Raw genomic sequence first — 16642 nt, forward strand, 5'->3', positions numbered from 1 at the left:
ATGAATCGATATTTACTCCGTTTACTTGCGTTCGGGACAGTTCTGGCAGGTGTATCGTCCTGTGCGAGCTATAAAACCCGCTTCTCGAAAGAAGGTGCGCAATGGCAGTCGGCCTCGCCCGATCCTGCATTGGAACTGAAACATACCATGTACCTCGTCGGCGACGCGGGCAACGACACGCCGGGAAACCGTGCGCCGGTTTTGGAATACCTTAAAACAAAGCTTGGTACCGAATCCAAAAACAGCTCCATTCTGTTTTTAGGGGATAATATTTACGAATCGGGTATGCCGCCCTCGGAGGATTCAGCCGCCCGTAGGCTGGCCGAGTTCCGCATTGATTCCCAACTCGAAACGCTTGAAAATTTCAAAGGCCATCCCGTTTTCGTACCCGGCAACCACGACTGGCGCGGATGGGGCGTTAAAGGTTTGAAGCGGCAGGAAAAATACATTCAGAAGCACATCAACGAGGCCCGCGGCAAGAAGGACAAGGAAGTATACGAAGATTATTTCCTGCCATTGAACGGCTGCTCCGGCCCGGAGGTGGTGGAACTGAATGATAATGTGGTGATTATCGTCGCCGACTCGCAATGGTGGCTCACCGACTGGGACCGCGACCAGAAGATCAACGACGGCTGCGAGATCAAGAACCGCGAGCAGTTCCGGTTTGTGTGGGAGAATGTGGTGCGCAAATACCGCAACAAACACGTCGTGATCGCGATGCACCACCCGCCTTACACTTACGGCCCGCACGGGGGAAGATTTACCATTAAGCAGCATATTTTCCCGCTTACCGAACTCAATCCGAAACTCTACATTCCGCTGCCGGTGATCGGCAGCCTCAGCGCATTGTTCCGCGCCACGATCGGCTCGCGGCAGGATGTGGCCAACAAGCATTACAAAGAGCTTCGTACGGCTGTGCTCGCGGGCGCAAAGAAGAATGGCAAGTTCATTTTTGCGAGCGGGCACGAGCATGCATTGCAGTTTATCGAGAACGACGGGCAGGAATTTGTCGTGAGCGGCAGCGGCTCCAAAGTGAGCCCGGTAAGTTTGGGGAAAGGTTCGATGTTTTCGTCTTCCAAACTGGGTTTTTCGACATTGAGCTTCTACAAGGATGGCGAAACCTGGGCCAAATTCTGGGAGGTTACCCCGGATGGCAAGGATGCCAAACTGGTTTTCCAGCACAAAGTGAAGGACAAGCAGCAAATCGAAATACCGGATTCGACCACGGCATTCACCGAATACAACCAGCACGCCGATTCGACTACGAAATTCATCACCAGTAATGAGGTGAAACCCATCGGAAAAGTGCACAAAGCCATGCTAGGCGAGCACTATCGGCCTTTGTACCTACAACAATACCGTTTTCCGGTGCTGGATCTGGCCACTTACAAGGGCGGTGTCGTGCCTACCAAGCAAGGCGGCGGTAACCAGACCAACTCCCTGCGCCTGAAAGATGCGGAAGGCAGGGAATATGCCATGCGCGGCCTTACCAAGGACGTGAGCCGGTTCCTGCCGTTTCCGTTCAACCAGATGATCGCCGCACAATACCTCGTGGAAGACAACTTCCTTTCCACAAACCCGTTTGCACCGTTGAACATGCCTGCATTGGCCGGGGCGATCAACGTGTACCACGCCAACCCGAGAATGTATTATGTGCCGGCGCAACCCGGTTTGGGGACATTCAACAGCCTTTTTGGCGGTTCCATGAACCTGGTGGAAGAGCGGCCCGACGGCAAAAGATGGAAGGATGCAGATTTTTTCGGGAATCCCGACAAGATTGTAAGCACGCCCGACCTCGTGGAGGCATTGCTGGAAAATAGTAAAAATAAAGTCGATGAAGAATGGGCGATCCGTACCCGGCTGCTCGATTTCGTCATCGGCGACTGGGACCGTCACGACGACCAATGGGCCTGGGCTTCGACCAAGCAGAAGGACGGTACCACCATTTACCGCCCCATTCCCCGCGACCGCGACCAGGCGTTTTCGCGCTACGACGGCTTCCTGACAAATATCGCCCGGCAGACATTACCTTTCCTGCGGCAATTGCAAACCTATGGTCCCGAGATCCAGAGCATGAAATGGACCACTTGGAGCGCCCGCCTTTTCGACCGGACTTTCCTGAATGAACTCAGCTGGGAGCAATGGGAGGAGCAGGTGAAATTTATCCAGAAAAACCTCACGGACGAAGCTATCGAAGCTTCTTTCAAAGACTGGCCGGCCAAAGCACGCGAAATGGCCTCACCCAAAATGATCGAAGGTTTGAAAGCCCGCCGGGCGCATTTGATGGAAATCGCGCGGACACATTACGAGTTTGTAAGCAGAGAGGTAAACGTGATCGGTACCGAAGAGCAGGAACGCTTCCTGATCGAGCGGATCGACGACGCGCATACGCGTGTGACCGTGTACGAAACCAGTAAGGAGGGGCGCATCAAACACCAGAACTACCAGCGCGTTTTCGAGAATGCCGTCACACACGCCATCAATATTTACGGTAATGGCGACGACGACGAGTTTATCGTCAAAGGCGATGTGCGGAAAGGCGTGAAGCTGCGGCTGATCGGCGGCTTGGGTAAGGATGTCTTCGCGGATAGCGCACGCGTGAGCGGAGGCGGGAAGAAGACGCTTGTTTATGATGATTTGAAAAACAATACCATCATCCCCGGCTCCGATACGAAAGACAAACGCACCAGCCTGTACCGTTTCAATGTGTACGACCGCCGGAGCGCCGATAGCAACTATGATATCACATTGCCGCTTCCACTCCTCGGCGCCAACCCGGACGACGGTTTCTTCCTCGGCGGTGCGGTGAACATCACCAAATATGGTTTCAAAAAAGAGCCATATGCGTCGGTACAATCCATTGGCGGAAGCTTTGCGGTGAGAACGCAGGGTTTCAAAGTCAACTATACCGGGGATTTTATCAATGCATTCAAAAAAATCGACTTCTACCTCGACAGCTATTACCGCGGCCCGCGCTATGCATTCAACTATGCGGGATTAGGCAACGAAACCGAGCGGCCTGTGGACGATGCGAATTTCTACCGCGTACGGCAGAGCGCATTTTACGTCTATCCCGCAATCAAAAAGCGCTTCGGCGGGCATAATGGCTTCGTTACATTGGGGCCTGTATTTGAACTGAACGACATTCAGGCAACGGGTAACAGGTACATCACCAGCACCGAGAACGGCCTGCCCGGCGATATTTTTAAAACAAAATATTACAGCGGGGCGAAGTTTACATTCAATTTCAGCAGCATCGATAACATTTTCTCGCCGCACTCCGGCATTCGTTTCAATGCCGCATTGAATTGGACGACGGATCTGAAAAGCGACAAGAATTTTACCGGTCTTAAAGCACAATTCGCCTGGTACACCGCCCTCGACCAGAAAGAAAACCTGATCCTCGCCACGCAGCTGGGTACCGGCGTAAACTTCGGCAGCGGCTTCCAGTTTTTCCAAATGCCCAATATTGGTGGAAAACTGGGGCTTCGGGGTTATCGAACGGAACGTTTCTACGGAAAAAGCTCAGTCTGGCACGACACCGACCTGCGTCTTCGCCTGGGTAGCAGCTACAATCCCACATTACCGCTTACTTACGGCATTTTCGGCGGTTTCGACTACGGCCGCGTATGGCTGGAAGGCGAGTCGTCGGACAAATGGCACTATGATTACGGCGGCGGCATCTGGCTATCGCCGGTCGATGCATTAACGATCGCCGCCGGCGCATTCATCCCGAAAGAGAAGAACGAGGAAAAGCCGCGGATAGCGGTGCAGCTTGGGTTTTGGTTTTGATGACCGCCGACGGCCGACCACTGACCGCCGATCGCTTGTTTAGCGCAGGTCAGCTACGCAGCAGCGAATGGTCCATGGTCAGGCCGAAGGCCGTCGGCGGTCGGCGGTCAGCGGTCGGCGGTCACGGCCGCCAGGCCGCTACTCCCGCATCGCTTTAACACGCTCTTCGAACTCCCGGACTACGGGCAGGCGATCCTCGGCCCATTGTTTCAGTTCGGGATCTTTCCCCGAAGCGCCCTCTATCTCCATCATGTGTACGACCCGCTCCTGTATCGCAATCATCTGGTTGAGGTAGAGGGTATCCAGGCCTTCACTTTTTTGCATGGCGAGGCTGTCCAGTTGCTGCTGGCGTTCGTCGGAGAGCGTGGTAGGAAGTTCCACTTGCCGGTCCCCTGCGAGTTTTTGTAATTCCTGCCCCGCCTGCGTATTGTCTTTCGTCATTTCTTCCCCGTAATCCTGAATATTCTTTTGCGTTGTGCCCGAAGCGGCCAGCTGTCCGGCATTTACCTGAAACAGTGCGTCATCGGCGGCACTGAGGAGAAACTGCTTATCTAATTCCCCGATCACCGCCGGGTCGGTTGTGTTGTCTTTATCGCAGCCGGTGCCGGAGAAAAACAGGGCTATTAGTAATAAAAATAGGTATCCGCGCATAAACTTCTCGATTGTTTTGCAACCCGGGGATAATTATTATGCCAGTAGATTTTAAATTTGTAAAATTAAGTCTACAAATTACCCGCCTCACGAAGGGTTTGAATAAATGAGTATAGCGAAGCAGGAAGGATTGGAAAACGGGAAGCCGCAGGCTTCGGAAGTAATGTACCACGATTTATTTGAGCTTAATCCGCAGCCAATGTGGGTTTATGATGTGGAAACTTACGCGATATTGGATGTCAATGAAGCTGCCGTGCGGCATTACGGATTTGACCGGGAAGAGTTCCTGAATATGACGATCCTGATGCTCAGGCCGGAAACGGAAATCCCCGAAGTGCTCCATGCCGTGAAAATAGTGCGGGAGCATGAGCGGATGTTTTCGTCGGGGACTTACAAGCACCAAAAAAAGAATGGCGAGGTCATTGACGTGCTGATTCAGAGCAACATCGTTTATATCAATGGCGCAAAGGCGGAGCTGGTACTCTCCACCGACATTACTTCCTGGATAGCCTCGGAGCGGGAACGAAGGGCTTCGGAAGAGAAATTCAAAGCGATCTTCGACAATACTTCGGACGCGATCGTGCTTTGCGATGATCAAGGCCGCTGCACAGACCTGAACGATGCGACGCGCCGGATCCTCGGATACGAAATCGGCGATCTTGGGGGAGTGTGCATTACGGACTTTCTCCTGATGCCGGAAGAAATGGCCTTCGATGTGGTATGGAAGAACTTCCTCAATGGTGAAATTCTCAACGGTTTGATGAAGATCAGGCGGAAGGACGGCACGCTCATAACCGGTAGTTTTAATTCAAAATCCAATATTTTGCCGGGCCTGCACATGTGCGTGATCACGGATGTGACGGAGCGCCTCGAAAAAAAGCGCGAACTCATGGCGAGCGAACGGCGGTTCAAAGCATTGGTCCAGGAGGGCGCAGACCTCATTGCGATCCTCGATGAACAGGGAAATTACAAATTTGTAAGTGAGAGCTGCCGGCCCATCCTGGGCATTGAGCCGGATGACCTGGTCGGGAAAAATGCATTCGACTGGATTCACCCCGACGACCGGCAGGCTGTTTTGGCACTATTTTTAAAAATCAGGGAGCACAGGCAGATTCGCACGGAGCCATTTCGCTTTATGGACGGTTTCGGGGAATACCGGTGGATTGTGACGATCGCCACCAATATGACGGACGATCCGGCAGTGGGTGGTGTGGTGGCCAACTCCCGGGACATTACCGACGCGGTGCTCAAAGCCCGGGATCTCGAAGTCAGCAACGAGCGGTACCGGAAGCAGAACGAGCAGTTGCGGGAGATAGCCTGGACGCAGTCGCACGTCGTGCGGGCGCCGCTCACCCGGCTGATGGGCCTGGTAGACCTCCTTCAAACGGGCGACACGGGCGGAATGCCGGTCGATATGGCGCTAGGGCTGATCAGGTCTTCGGCCGACGAGCTGGATGAGGTGATCCGGAAAATAGTAAGCAAAGCTGATAAAGTTCAGAACGATGATGAATGACGGGCTTAAAATCCTTTTGGTGGACGACGATAAGGTCATGTTGTTTCTACATGACACTTTTCTTAAAAGAAGCGGGATCGCCTGCGACACCGTGCTTTGCTATAACGGGCGGGAAGCATTAGACTACCTGGATACCAACCAGGCCCTGGAAACGACCTTTCTGGTATTGCTGGATATCAATATGCCTGTCATGAACGGCTGGGAGTTCCTTGGCGCGATCCGCGACAAACCGTACCTGCCCAAAGTACTGATCGTGATGGTGAGCTCGGCCACCGAAGAGAGCGAAAAGGCACGTGCATTCGCTTTCGGGCAAGTGATCGACTACCAGCAGAAGCCGCTCACTGTGGATACGTGCCGGCGCATCATTGGGTCCGATAAGCTACGCGGATTCTTCGACAATGTCGTATTGAAATGAAACTCATTTATTTCAGAGTGCAATAAAACCCTGCAATTGAACTACAAATGCAGGGTCTTTATTATTTTTAGGGGAAGTTTCCGATTTTAAACGTTCAAAAACGCTCCTATTTGAAAGATTTTTACAATTCCGGATCTTTTGAGCAGCTTTGGCAGGAGGAGGTGGAAATCAGGACCCGGGTACAAAACCGTCTGTTCTGCATTACTTTCCTGGTTTGCAACCCCTTGTCTTCGATTGCGTTTTTCCTCAAAGGCGACCCGTTCTTTTACACATTATTACCGGCACATATGCTGTCGGGGATAATCATACTCGGGTATATGTTCCTGAATTACAGGAAGGTAATCTCCGGGCAGCAGATGAGCTTCTACACATTTGTGACGCTGATCTGCTTCTACGCATTCCTGCTGTCGAAACCGCACCTCTCATACGTACAATCCTGCCTGAACCTCACGCTTGCGATCATATTCGCCGGGCTCGTGCTGCGCTGGCCGCTGCGGTATGCGCTGGTGGTTTCAGGATTGAGCCTGGCGCTCTACCCGGCATCGATCCATTTCCTGAGCGAGACTTCCTTATCCGAGTTTTTCGAGCAGGGGGCGGTTTTCGTGATGGCAGCGCATTTTGTGTTTCCATTTGTGGTAAAACTGAATTATAGCAAGGACAAACGGGAATTCTACTTCCGCTATACGCTCCAACAGCAGAACGACGCCCTCGAACAGCAAAAAACCATTGCAGAGCAGGCCACACGTGCCAAAACGGACTTCCTTTCGATGATGAGCCACGAAATCCGCACGCCTTTGAACGGCATTGTGGGCATGGTGCATTTGATGATGCAGGAGGAGGAGCACAGCGAAAAGCCGAATGACCTGCTCAAAACCCTGAAATTCTCGGCGGATCACCTTATGGCCGTCGTGAACGACGTACTGGATTTCAACAAGATCAACTCCAACCACGTGGTGCTCGATCCGCAGCCCTTCAACCCGTTCGAATTTTTTGACATACTTAAAAAAACCTTCGATCCGAAAGCCAATGAAAAAGGGATCGGGCTGGTTTTCTCCATCGATCCACGGCTGCCGGCACAGCTCGTCACCGACCGTCTCCGCCTGAACCAGGTGATCACCAACCTGGTGCACAATGCGATCAAATTTACCGCAAGCGGCTCCGTGGCGCTGGATGTGCGGGAGGCAGCGCGTACGCCCGAGGCGGTAACACTCGATTTTGCCGTAACCGACACCGGTATAGGCATCCCGGATTCCGAGCAGGCCGGCATTTTCGAGATTTTTACGCAGGTAAGGGCCCGCACGCATTCCGACAGCGTGAGCGGGACAGGTCTGGGCCTGGCCATTTCAAGGGAGCTGATGCGCCTTTTCGGTAGTGAAATTCAGCTGGAAAGCAAGGAAGGCTGCGGGTCGCGGTTCTCGTTCCGGCTGTCGATGCCGTATTCGGAGCAGCCCCTCGTCACCAGCGAGCCATTACTTGCCGGTATCATCGAAGACATCCCGGAAGTGCGGGTACTTGTGGCCGATGATAACAAAACCAACCTGGTACTAGCTACCCATTTGCTGAAACGCCGGAATATCCGCCACGACACCGCATCTAACGGGCAGGAAGCCTACGAAATGTTCCGCGAAAACCATTACGACCTCGTGCTGATGGACTTGCGGATGCCGGTCATGGATGGCTTCGAAAGCACCGCGCTCATTCGCCAGCTCGCTCCCGATGTACCCATTATCGCCCTCACGGCTTCGGCGTTTGAAAACGAGAAGGAGCGTGCCATGGCCAGTGGTTTTTCGGGATATTTTATCAAACCATTTATACCACAGGATTTCTACGATTATATCTTTCCCTTTCTCGGAATAGCTGTAAAATAATATTTATTAGGTTTATAGTGATATAAATTTATCTTTGGGACCCAGCAAAAAAAGGTCCGTGCATGACTAGTGGTGGTAATTCTTCTCAATTCAGGGATACCCGGCTCTGGAAAGAGCTGGTTCAAGGTAGTGACCAGGCTTTGGCGGAGCTTATGCGCTTGCATTTCAAAGGCTTGCTCAACTACGGGTTCAAGTTTGTAAAAGATGAGGCTTTTGTGAAAGACTGTATTCAGGAAGTCTTCATCGATCTGTGGCATTGCCGCGAAAGGGTGACGGAACCTGCGCACGTCAAAGCCTATCTGCTGGTTTCGCTTCGCCGTAAAATAGCCCGCAACCGCCGACAGCTCAATAGCAATACGCTCGCACCGCTTAGCGACGAGTATGCATTCTCCATTGAATTTTCTCCGGAATGGTGGATGATCAATGAGGAGACCCTTGCCCGTAAGGCGCAGGTGATCTCCGAAATGCTGGACGCTCTGCCCACCCGGCAGCGGGAGGTGATCTACCTCAAATATTACCAGGGGCTTAGCCGTGAAGAAATTTCTACCATGCTCGACATTACCCCGCAAACAGTTTCCAATTTACTCCAGATGGCTTACGGCCAAATTCGCAAGCGGTTCAGCCCGTCGGTGATCAATGCGCTTCTTTTTCTTTTATTTTATTGATTTTGAGGTATTTGCAAATTTTTCAATAAAAATTATTTAAAAAAATCTGTAAATCATGGTATCCGGATACTGCTATCGGTATCTCTTTAATAACAGCGTTCCCCAACCATGAATTATCGAGATTATACGGCCATCGAGTTCGCCGCCGACCCGTTTTTCAGATCCTGGGTATTCGACCAGGATCCGGATGCCGTGGTTTTCTGGGACAATTGGACGAAAGAGCATCCCGACCGCCGGGAAGAGCTGGATGAGGCGCGTGCATTGTTGTATGTGCTAAAAGAAAATGAGTCCTATGTAGACGCAGAACAAGTGGAGGAGCGCGTGCAGGACATGCTCGCACAGGTACGTGGGCACACACAGCGTAGCCAGGCGAGCATGACGCCTGCATTCTACCGGTTTCTCGGGATTGCAGCGTCGATATGTCTGATAGGCGGCCTTGGCTGGCTGGGGTACAGTGTAGTGAGCAGGCAGCCGGATAACCCGGCCCGGGTGATCGGAATGCATGATCGTAATGAGGGTATTGTGGTCCGGTTCAACCATACCGCGGACCCGGTGGCGATATTGCTGGAAGACAGCAGCGTAGTGACGCTGGCGCCGGAAAGCGAGCTGACGTTTCCTGAAAAATTCGCCCGGGAAAAGCGGGAGGTCCATTTGAAAGGGGAGGCTTTTTTTCAGATCAGCCACGATTCCGACCGGCCTTTTCTCGTGAAAACGAAGGAATTGGTAACCCGTGTACTCGGCACGAGCTTTACGGTGAGGTCGTTCGAAAAAGATCCGGACGCTTCGGTATCCGTCAAAACAGGACGGGTATCGGTGTATTCGAAACGCGAAGAGCGAGGTGCGGGATCGCCGGGTAAGGTAATAGGCGTGATATTGAAACCTAACCAGCGGGCATTGTTCGATAAACAGGAGTCCAGGCTGGTGAAAGTGATCGTAGATGCACCCATGCGGTTGACTAACGCGCCCGCGGCATCGTTGGTTTTCGACGAGGCGCCAGTGCGTAATGTATTCCAAACGCTTGAAAAAGAATATGGAATAGAGCTGTTTTTCAACGAAGAACGACTGTCGGACTGCCAGCTGACGGCCAATCTTTCGGGATTACCGATGTATGAGCAACTGGATCTGATTTGCCGGATCATCCACGCAAAATATGAGGTGGTGGACGGGCAGGTGATCATACACGGCGACGGCTGCAAGGCCGATTGAAATGATGTTCCATACACCATAATGCCCAACGCCCACGCGACTGGGAAGGGAAAATATTGCCACTGCTTTTCGATAACCGAACCAAAGTGAAACCAATATGCCGGGAAATCTACCATTAAAAACCATCGTGCGCGACCTCATGAAATGCTCCTTTTTGCAGTTATGCATAATCGTGGCGTTTTCGGGTATAACGTTTAGCCATAACCGTTTAATCGGGCAGGGCTTGCTGGAAAGTAAAATCACGCTCAAAATGGAGGATAAGAGCCTGAAAAGCGTCCTTCTGTCGATCGAACGGAACTCGGAGGCCAGGTTTATTTATAACCCGGCCGAAATACGTTCTTCGACCAAAGTCACATTCCAGGCATCGGACGAGCCGTTGGCCGGCGCGCTCGCGAGGCTATTGAAACCACTCTCGATCCGCTATGAGGTGGCCGGCAACCAGGTAATGCTTTTCAGGAACGAAGCAAGCTCTTCGATAACCGGAGAATCGCCGCCGGACGCCGATCGGCCTGACGATAATCACAGCATGCTGGCCCCGGTTAAAGGCAAGGTAACCGACGAAAAGGGCGATGGCCTGCCCGGTGTAAGCGTGGTGGTAAAAGGAACTTCGCGCGGCACAACCACCAATTCCGCCGGACAATATGAACTGGAACTGGGGCAAGGCGAGAACACGCTGATATTCTCTTTTGTGGGTTACCTTTCGCAGGAAATACCGGTAGGCGCCCGCTCGGAGCTGAATGTGGCTTTGAAGATCGATACCAAAGCATTGGATGAAGTGGTAGTGGTAGGCTACGGGGAAATGAAGCGGGCCGATCTGACGACCGCCCAAACTTCGGTTTCGGCCAAAGACATCGCGCGCACCACCAACACCACGCTCGAACAGGCGATCCAGGGGCGCGCAGCTGGCGTTTACATTACACAGAATTCCGGCCAGCCGGGCGGTGGTATTTCGGTAAATATCCGCGGGATTAACTCCATCAGCGGCAGTAACGAGCCATTGTATGTAGTGGATGGTGTGCAAATACAAGGGCAATCGGTGTCGTTTGGCGCGCAAAGCTCTTCCAATCCGCTGGCGGGGCTGAACCCGGCCGATATCGAATCGGTAGAAGTACTCCAAGGCCCGTCGGCGACTGCGATCTATGGCTCCCGGGCTACGAACGGTGTCCTGCTGATTACCACCAAACGTGGCAAGTCGGGTGACTCCAAGATTGCTTATGGCTACCAATTCAGCCTGCAAACTCCGCCGAAGCCATTGAAAGTAATGGACTTGGGTCAATACGCGCAAATGGTGGGCGAATACCACAAGCTGGCGGGAGGCGAAACACCGGAAGAATTCCTCGATCCTTCACTGCTCGGGAAAGGTACCGACTGGCAAAAGGAGCTTTTCAAAAATGCGCCGATGCACAAGCACCAGCTCAGCCTCAGCGGCGGTAATGACCGCACTACCTACTATTTGTCGGGCGAATACCTGAGACAGGACGGCGTAGCGCTGGGATCGGGCTTCAACCGGTATGCATTCCGGCTCAACCTCGACAATAAACCACGCGAATGGGCCAGCATCGGCGCCAATCTCAGTTTCAACCAAACCAATGATAACCTCACCACCAGCCAGGAAAACGTCATTTCGAATGCATTGCAACTCACACCGCAGGTCCCCGTCCGCAATATCGATGGCTCGTGGGGCGGGGGCGACGAAAACAACGGCGCGAACATCTTCGCACCGGTAAACCCCATTGCCATCGCCAACCTGACGACCAATAAACTCGTAAGGAGGCAGCTGCTCGGCGGGCTCAATATCGGAGTGCGCATTGCCAAAGGCCTGCAATTCAGGACTTCTTTCAATACGAACCTGGGTTTTTCAAACTCTTCCTATTATATCCCGACCTACAAAATCGGCTGGGCGCAGAATGTGACGGCTTCTTACACCAACGGCTCCGGCGTGAACACTTATTGGAACTGGAACCAGTTGCTGGAATACAACAAGCAGTTCGGTAAGCACAATATCAATGTCATGCTCAGCCATGAATCGCAGGAATCGGGCTGGAAAAACCTGGGCGGAGGACGGACTGGCTTCCTCACCAATGACATTCTCGACCTGGCGGCAGGTGACGCGCTTACGGCCAGCAACTCGGGCGGGTCGGGTGAATGGGCAATGGAATCGTACCTCGGAAGGCTGAACTACAACTTTGCAGACCGTTACATTATCATGGGTACCATCCGGCGCGACGGTTCGGCCAACTTTGGTGCCGACAACAAGTGGGGCGTCTTCCCGTCGGTATCGGCGGCCTGGCGCGTTTCGCAGGAGCCTTTCTTCGATGTGCCGGCGATCAGCGAGCTGAAACTGCGTTTTGAGACCGGTGTCACGGGTAACCAGGGCAGCGGAGGCATTTATTCGCCCATGGGCACAGGGACCACGCCGACAACGACTGGTTTTCTGCCTACCAAATATGCCAACGACGGTTTGAAATGGGAAGAAACAAAAACGAACAACTTCGGTATTAACCTCGCGCTGTTCCAGAACCGCATTCAGTTTGAATTCGATTATTACATTAAAAATACCGACAACCTGCTGATGGAAAAGCCATTGCCGTGGTACATGGGTACCAATGGCGTGGGTGCCGTGGGCTCGCCGACGGTCAATATCGGTGCATTGCAGAACAAGGGTTGGGGATTCACGATCAATACGGTCAATGTGAACCGGGGTGGGTTCAAATGGGAGTCTAACTTGAATATTTCCAGTTTCAAAACGAAGATCAAATCCTTTTATTCAGACGCGGCATTCGTGGACAGGACGTCGTGGTGGCTTGCCGACTGGACGCAGCGATCGGAAGTAGGCAAAGCACCCTGGCTGTTTCGCGGCTATATCGAAGAAGGGTTGTTCCAGTCGGTGGAAGAAATTGAAGCAAGCGCATTGCCCGTCGATAACAATGGCGTGAAACTGCCGATAAACGAAAACAACATCTGGGTAGGCGATGTCAAGTTCAAGGATGTCAACGGCGATGGCATTATCAACGAGAAGGACCAGACTGTGATCGGTAACCCATGGCCGAAAATGTTTGCCGGTTTTACCAATACATTTTCCTACAAAGGTTTCGACCTGAGCATTTTGCTGACGAGTACATATGGCAATGACGTGTATAATTTTCTAGGCAAACTGAATACCAATGCAAGCAATATCAACCTGAGCCGTAACCTGCTCGTGCATGCGATGGACTATGCCAAACCGGTAAAAAAGGACGACGGGACAACAGGACTGGCGAACCCCGGTACCGATGTAGCCCGCATTTCGAACGGGCCGAACGGTAACTTCGCCCGCCATACCGACAAATGGGTAGAGGACGGCTCGTTCATTCGCCTGAAAAACATTTCACTGACCTACAACCTGCCGGTTTCATTGGTATCGCGCCAGAAAATTATCCGGGGTGCGAGGGTATCCGTGGGCGCGCAGAACGTGGCGACGATTACGGGCTATTCTGGTTTCGATCCGGAGGTAGGGGCGTATGTTTCGAGGGATGCCAGCGCGGCAAATCAAGCCGTCGGCCTGGATTACGGGCGCTATCCGCTGACGCCGGTTTACACATTCAGTTTAGGATTGGATTTCTAAAAGCGCTGAAAAATGAAGTACGTGAAAAATATTTATGCTAAACTGATTGCAGTTCTTCCAATCGCATTGCTCGGCGCCTGTTCGGAAGAATTTCTGGAACGCCCGCCGAAGGACGCCATTGTGGATGCAGGATTCTACCAGACAGACGACCAGGTATTGGCGAGCACTTCATTGCTGTACAGCAAAGTGTGGTTCGATTACAACGATAAAGCATCCTACAACCTCGGGGATTTTCGGGCGGGCACCGCTTTTTCCGCATGGAACGACCGGGGCAATGTCCTTTTTAACACGACCGGAAACACACCCGAGAATGGTTCGGCCTGGCGATCCTTCTTCATTGTAGTTGGTCAGTCCAACCTCGCTATTCAGAATATCCAGAAGTATGCGGGGCCGGCAGTGTCGGCAGCGGTCAAAAAACACGCGATCGCCGAAGCGCGGTTTATGCGTGCATTGGCCTACCGGTTTCTCGTAATGAACTGGGGCGCGGTACCGGTAATCGAAAACAACCTCACGTTGCTATCGGACACAACCGTGCAGCGCAACACGCCTAAAAGCGTATGGAAATTCATTACCGGCGAAATGCGGCAGATTGCAGAAGATTTGCCGGAAAAACCCGTCCGAGTTGGAAGGCTCACGCGTTGGTCGGCAGAGGGAATGCTCGCCCGTTTCTACCTCACACGTGCGGGCGTGGATGCTGGCGCGACCGGGCAACGGAATCAGGTGTTTCTGGACAGTGCGAAGTATTATGCCGAACGCGTGATAACCCTCAGCGGAGCATCCTTGCTGCCGAAGTATGGTGATCTATTTCTGTATCCTTACGATAACAATGCGGAATCGCTGTTTTCTCTGCAATGGGTGTACTCTCCCGGCGCCTGGGGCACGCAGAATTCCACCCCGGCATACCTGGCTTACGGTCCTGACATTGCAAACGGCGACGGATGGGGCGGCGATAAAGGCGCTACCTGGTGGGTAATGCAGCAGTATGAAGGTATCAAAACGGTGTCGGAAACGGTGCTGCAAGGCCGCACGGTGGATCAGCGGTTGAAAGCGACATTCATGCTCCCCGGCGCAAGTTATCCCGAGATTACCCAAACGATCCCGGGTGGAAGCCAGAAGCTGGTATTCCCGTTCGTCGGGACCGACAATAATTTCATAGCCATCAAAAAATACATTACCGGCAAGGCCGTGGATGTGGGCGGGCAGGCCGCGCAGCAGAATTACGGGCATGATACCTACATGATGCGCCTGGCCGAGATGTACCTTGCCTATGCCGAGGCGGTTGTGGGGAACAATGCGTCCACCAACGATGCCAAGGCGCTGCAATATTTCAATCAGGTGCATACCCGCGCAGGACTCTCGCCGGTGACGGGAACGCTTACATCCGACCAGATTTTTAAAGAACGGATCGTCGAATTTGCCATGGAAGGTATGGCATGGTACGACCTTGTGAGCTTGCATTATTACAATCCGACCAAGGCTTATGCGATCCTGAATGCGCAAGACCGCGGGTTTTTCTTCACAAAACCCGATCGTTTCCCTGATCCCACTTCCTGGACTTTTACGAAAACGGCCTGGGCTACTGCGGAGCGAAAGATAGACGCGAACAGCGGCAATTTCCTGTTGCCGATCCCGTCTGCCGAGCTCAGCCAGGCGCCTAACCTTCAAAAACCGGCGGTCGACTATCAATCTAAATGATATTTACAGGCATTACTTATGACCAGACAATTCATCATCAGCTACCTGTCGCTGTTTGCCGCATTGGCGGTGACAGCGATAATCAATATGTCCTGCGAGAAAGATGACCTTCCGAATAACGGCGAGCCGGTTATCAGCTTCATCCGTGTGACCGACCCCGAAGATGCCGATTCGCTGCTAACGGGGGCCGGACAAGGCGATTTGATCGCTATTGTCGGTGAAAACTTGCAGGATGCGAAGGAAATCTGGTTCAACGACCAGCGTGGGAGCCTTACGCCTACGTACATTACGAGCACGACGATCATTGTGACGGTTCCCGCGCACATCCCTGACGAGATCACCAACAAAATGCGGATCATTTTTTCCAATGGAAAGACGCTCGAACACAACTTCGAAGTCAAGATCAGCGAACCGCTGATATCGGCCATGCTGAGCGAGTATGTTCCGACCGGAGGTGTAGCAACCATTCGTGGTGATTTCTTTTACCAACCGCTTACCGTAACATTCGCCGGCGGTAAGCAGGGAACGCTCGTGAATGTGAAAGACCAGGAAATACAGGTAACCGTGCCGGAGGGCGCGCAACCGGGACCGGTTACGATTAAAACCAAATTCGGCGAAACCAAATCCGACCTCTGGTTCCGCGATAACCGCAACATTTTCCTCAGCAGCGACCCGTTCACAGGCTGGTGGAATGCAGCATTTGTCGTGTCGAAGCCCGGGCCGGGCGATCCTCCGGCGATCAATGGAAATTACATTCGGGTCAAAAAGGCCATCGGCGGCTGGCAATGGACCGAAGTCGCGGGAGGTCCGCCGGATGCAATGGGAGCTATCAGCAAGAACATTCCCGATTCGGCCATCCTGAAACCGGCCAGTTACTTCCTGAAATTTGAAGTCAACACCATTAAACCGTATAACAACAATGTACTGAAAATAACAGCAGGGCTGGCGGGCGGTTTCAACGACAGCCAATACACGTGGCTGCCGCCCTACGACACCAAAGGGCAATGGCAAACCGTGGTGATCCCGTTTGATGAAATCGCGGCGAGCTACGAAAGCGCCGGGTCAAAACTCGCCGTCAGCGACAAAGGCTACTACACACGCCTGCTCTTCCACGGCGGCGGCGACCTGGATTGCGATATGGCGTTTGATAATTTCCGGGTTGTCAGGAAGGAGAGTGATTGAATTTTGAATGATTGAATGAGTGAATGACGAATTTTGAATGAGTGAATGAGT

General features: G+C 52.7%; 10 protein-coding genes. 9 read left to right on the forward strand and 1 reads right to left on the reverse strand.

Annotated features, from left to right (window positions below):
- A complete protein-coding gene (locus tag BLQ88_RS05190; RefSeq protein WP_090147388.1) occupies window positions 1-3792 on the forward strand; it encodes a metallophosphoesterase in 3792 nt (1263 codons plus the stop codon).
- 138 nt (window positions 3793-3930) lie between these two features.
- Here BLQ88_RS05190 and BLQ88_RS05195 read toward each other — a convergent pair whose 3' ends face one another.
- The gene (locus tag BLQ88_RS05195) at window positions 3931-4443 is read right to left on the reverse strand and encodes a DUF4142 domain-containing protein (protein WP_090147389.1); all 513 of its coding nucleotides are present in this window, start codon (window positions 4441-4443) and stop codon (window positions 3931-3933) included.
- A gap of 106 nt (window positions 4444-4549) precedes the next feature.
- On the opposite strand from BLQ88_RS05195, the gene BLQ88_RS05200 reads away from it, so the two are divergent.
- The 8 genes from BLQ88_RS05200 to BLQ88_RS05235 all read left to right on the forward strand — a co-directional run bounded on the left by BLQ88_RS05200 (window position 4550) and on the right by BLQ88_RS05235 (window position 16591).
- The gene (locus tag BLQ88_RS05200) at window positions 4550-5956 is read left to right on the forward strand and encodes a PAS domain-containing protein (RefSeq protein WP_090147390.1); all 1407 of its coding nucleotides are present in this window, start codon (window positions 4550-4552) and stop codon (window positions 5954-5956) included.
- The gene (locus BLQ88_RS05205; protein ID WP_229212586.1) at window positions 5946-6371 is read left to right on the forward strand and encodes a response regulator; all 426 of its coding nucleotides are present in this window, start codon (window positions 5946-5948) and stop codon (window positions 6369-6371) included. Before BLQ88_RS05200 ends, BLQ88_RS05205 begins: the two co-directional genes overlap by 11 nt.
- Window positions 6372-6481: 110 nt before the next feature.
- A complete protein-coding gene (locus BLQ88_RS05210) occupies window positions 6482-8239 on the forward strand; it encodes a response regulator (RefSeq protein ID WP_090147391.1) in 1758 nt (585 codons plus the stop codon).
- A 62-nt stretch (window positions 8240-8301) separates the two neighbouring features.
- Window positions 8302-8904, forward strand: a complete 603-nt coding sequence (locus BLQ88_RS05215; protein ID WP_090147392.1) for an RNA polymerase sigma factor — start codon at window positions 8302-8304, stop codon at window positions 8902-8904.
- 108 nt (window positions 8905-9012) lie between these two features.
- Window positions 9013-10110, forward strand: a complete 1098-nt coding sequence (locus BLQ88_RS05220; protein WP_090147394.1) for a FecR family protein — start codon at window positions 9013-9015, stop codon at window positions 10108-10110.
- A gap of 97 nt (window positions 10111-10207) precedes the next feature.
- Complete coding sequence (locus BLQ88_RS05225; protein ID WP_229212587.1) at window positions 10208-13714, forward strand: TonB-dependent receptor; 3507 nt, start codon at window positions 10208-10210, stop codon at window positions 13712-13714.
- Window positions 13715-13726: 12 nt separating this feature from the next.
- Entirely contained in the window at window positions 13727-15409 is a 1683-nt protein-coding gene (locus BLQ88_RS05230; protein ID WP_090147395.1) for a RagB/SusD family nutrient uptake outer membrane protein, read from the forward strand.
- An 18-nt stretch (window positions 15410-15427) separates the two neighbouring features.
- On the forward strand, window positions 15428-16591 hold the full coding sequence (locus BLQ88_RS05235) for a glycan-binding surface protein (protein ID WP_090147396.1): 1164 nt from the start codon (window positions 15428-15430) through the stop codon (window positions 16589-16591).
- Window positions 16592-16642: the final 51 nt, after the last annotated feature.

This window comes from Dyadobacter soli (genome assembly GCF_900101885.1).
Classification (GTDB): Bacteria; Bacteroidota; Bacteroidia; order Cytophagales; family Spirosomataceae; genus Dyadobacter; species Dyadobacter soli.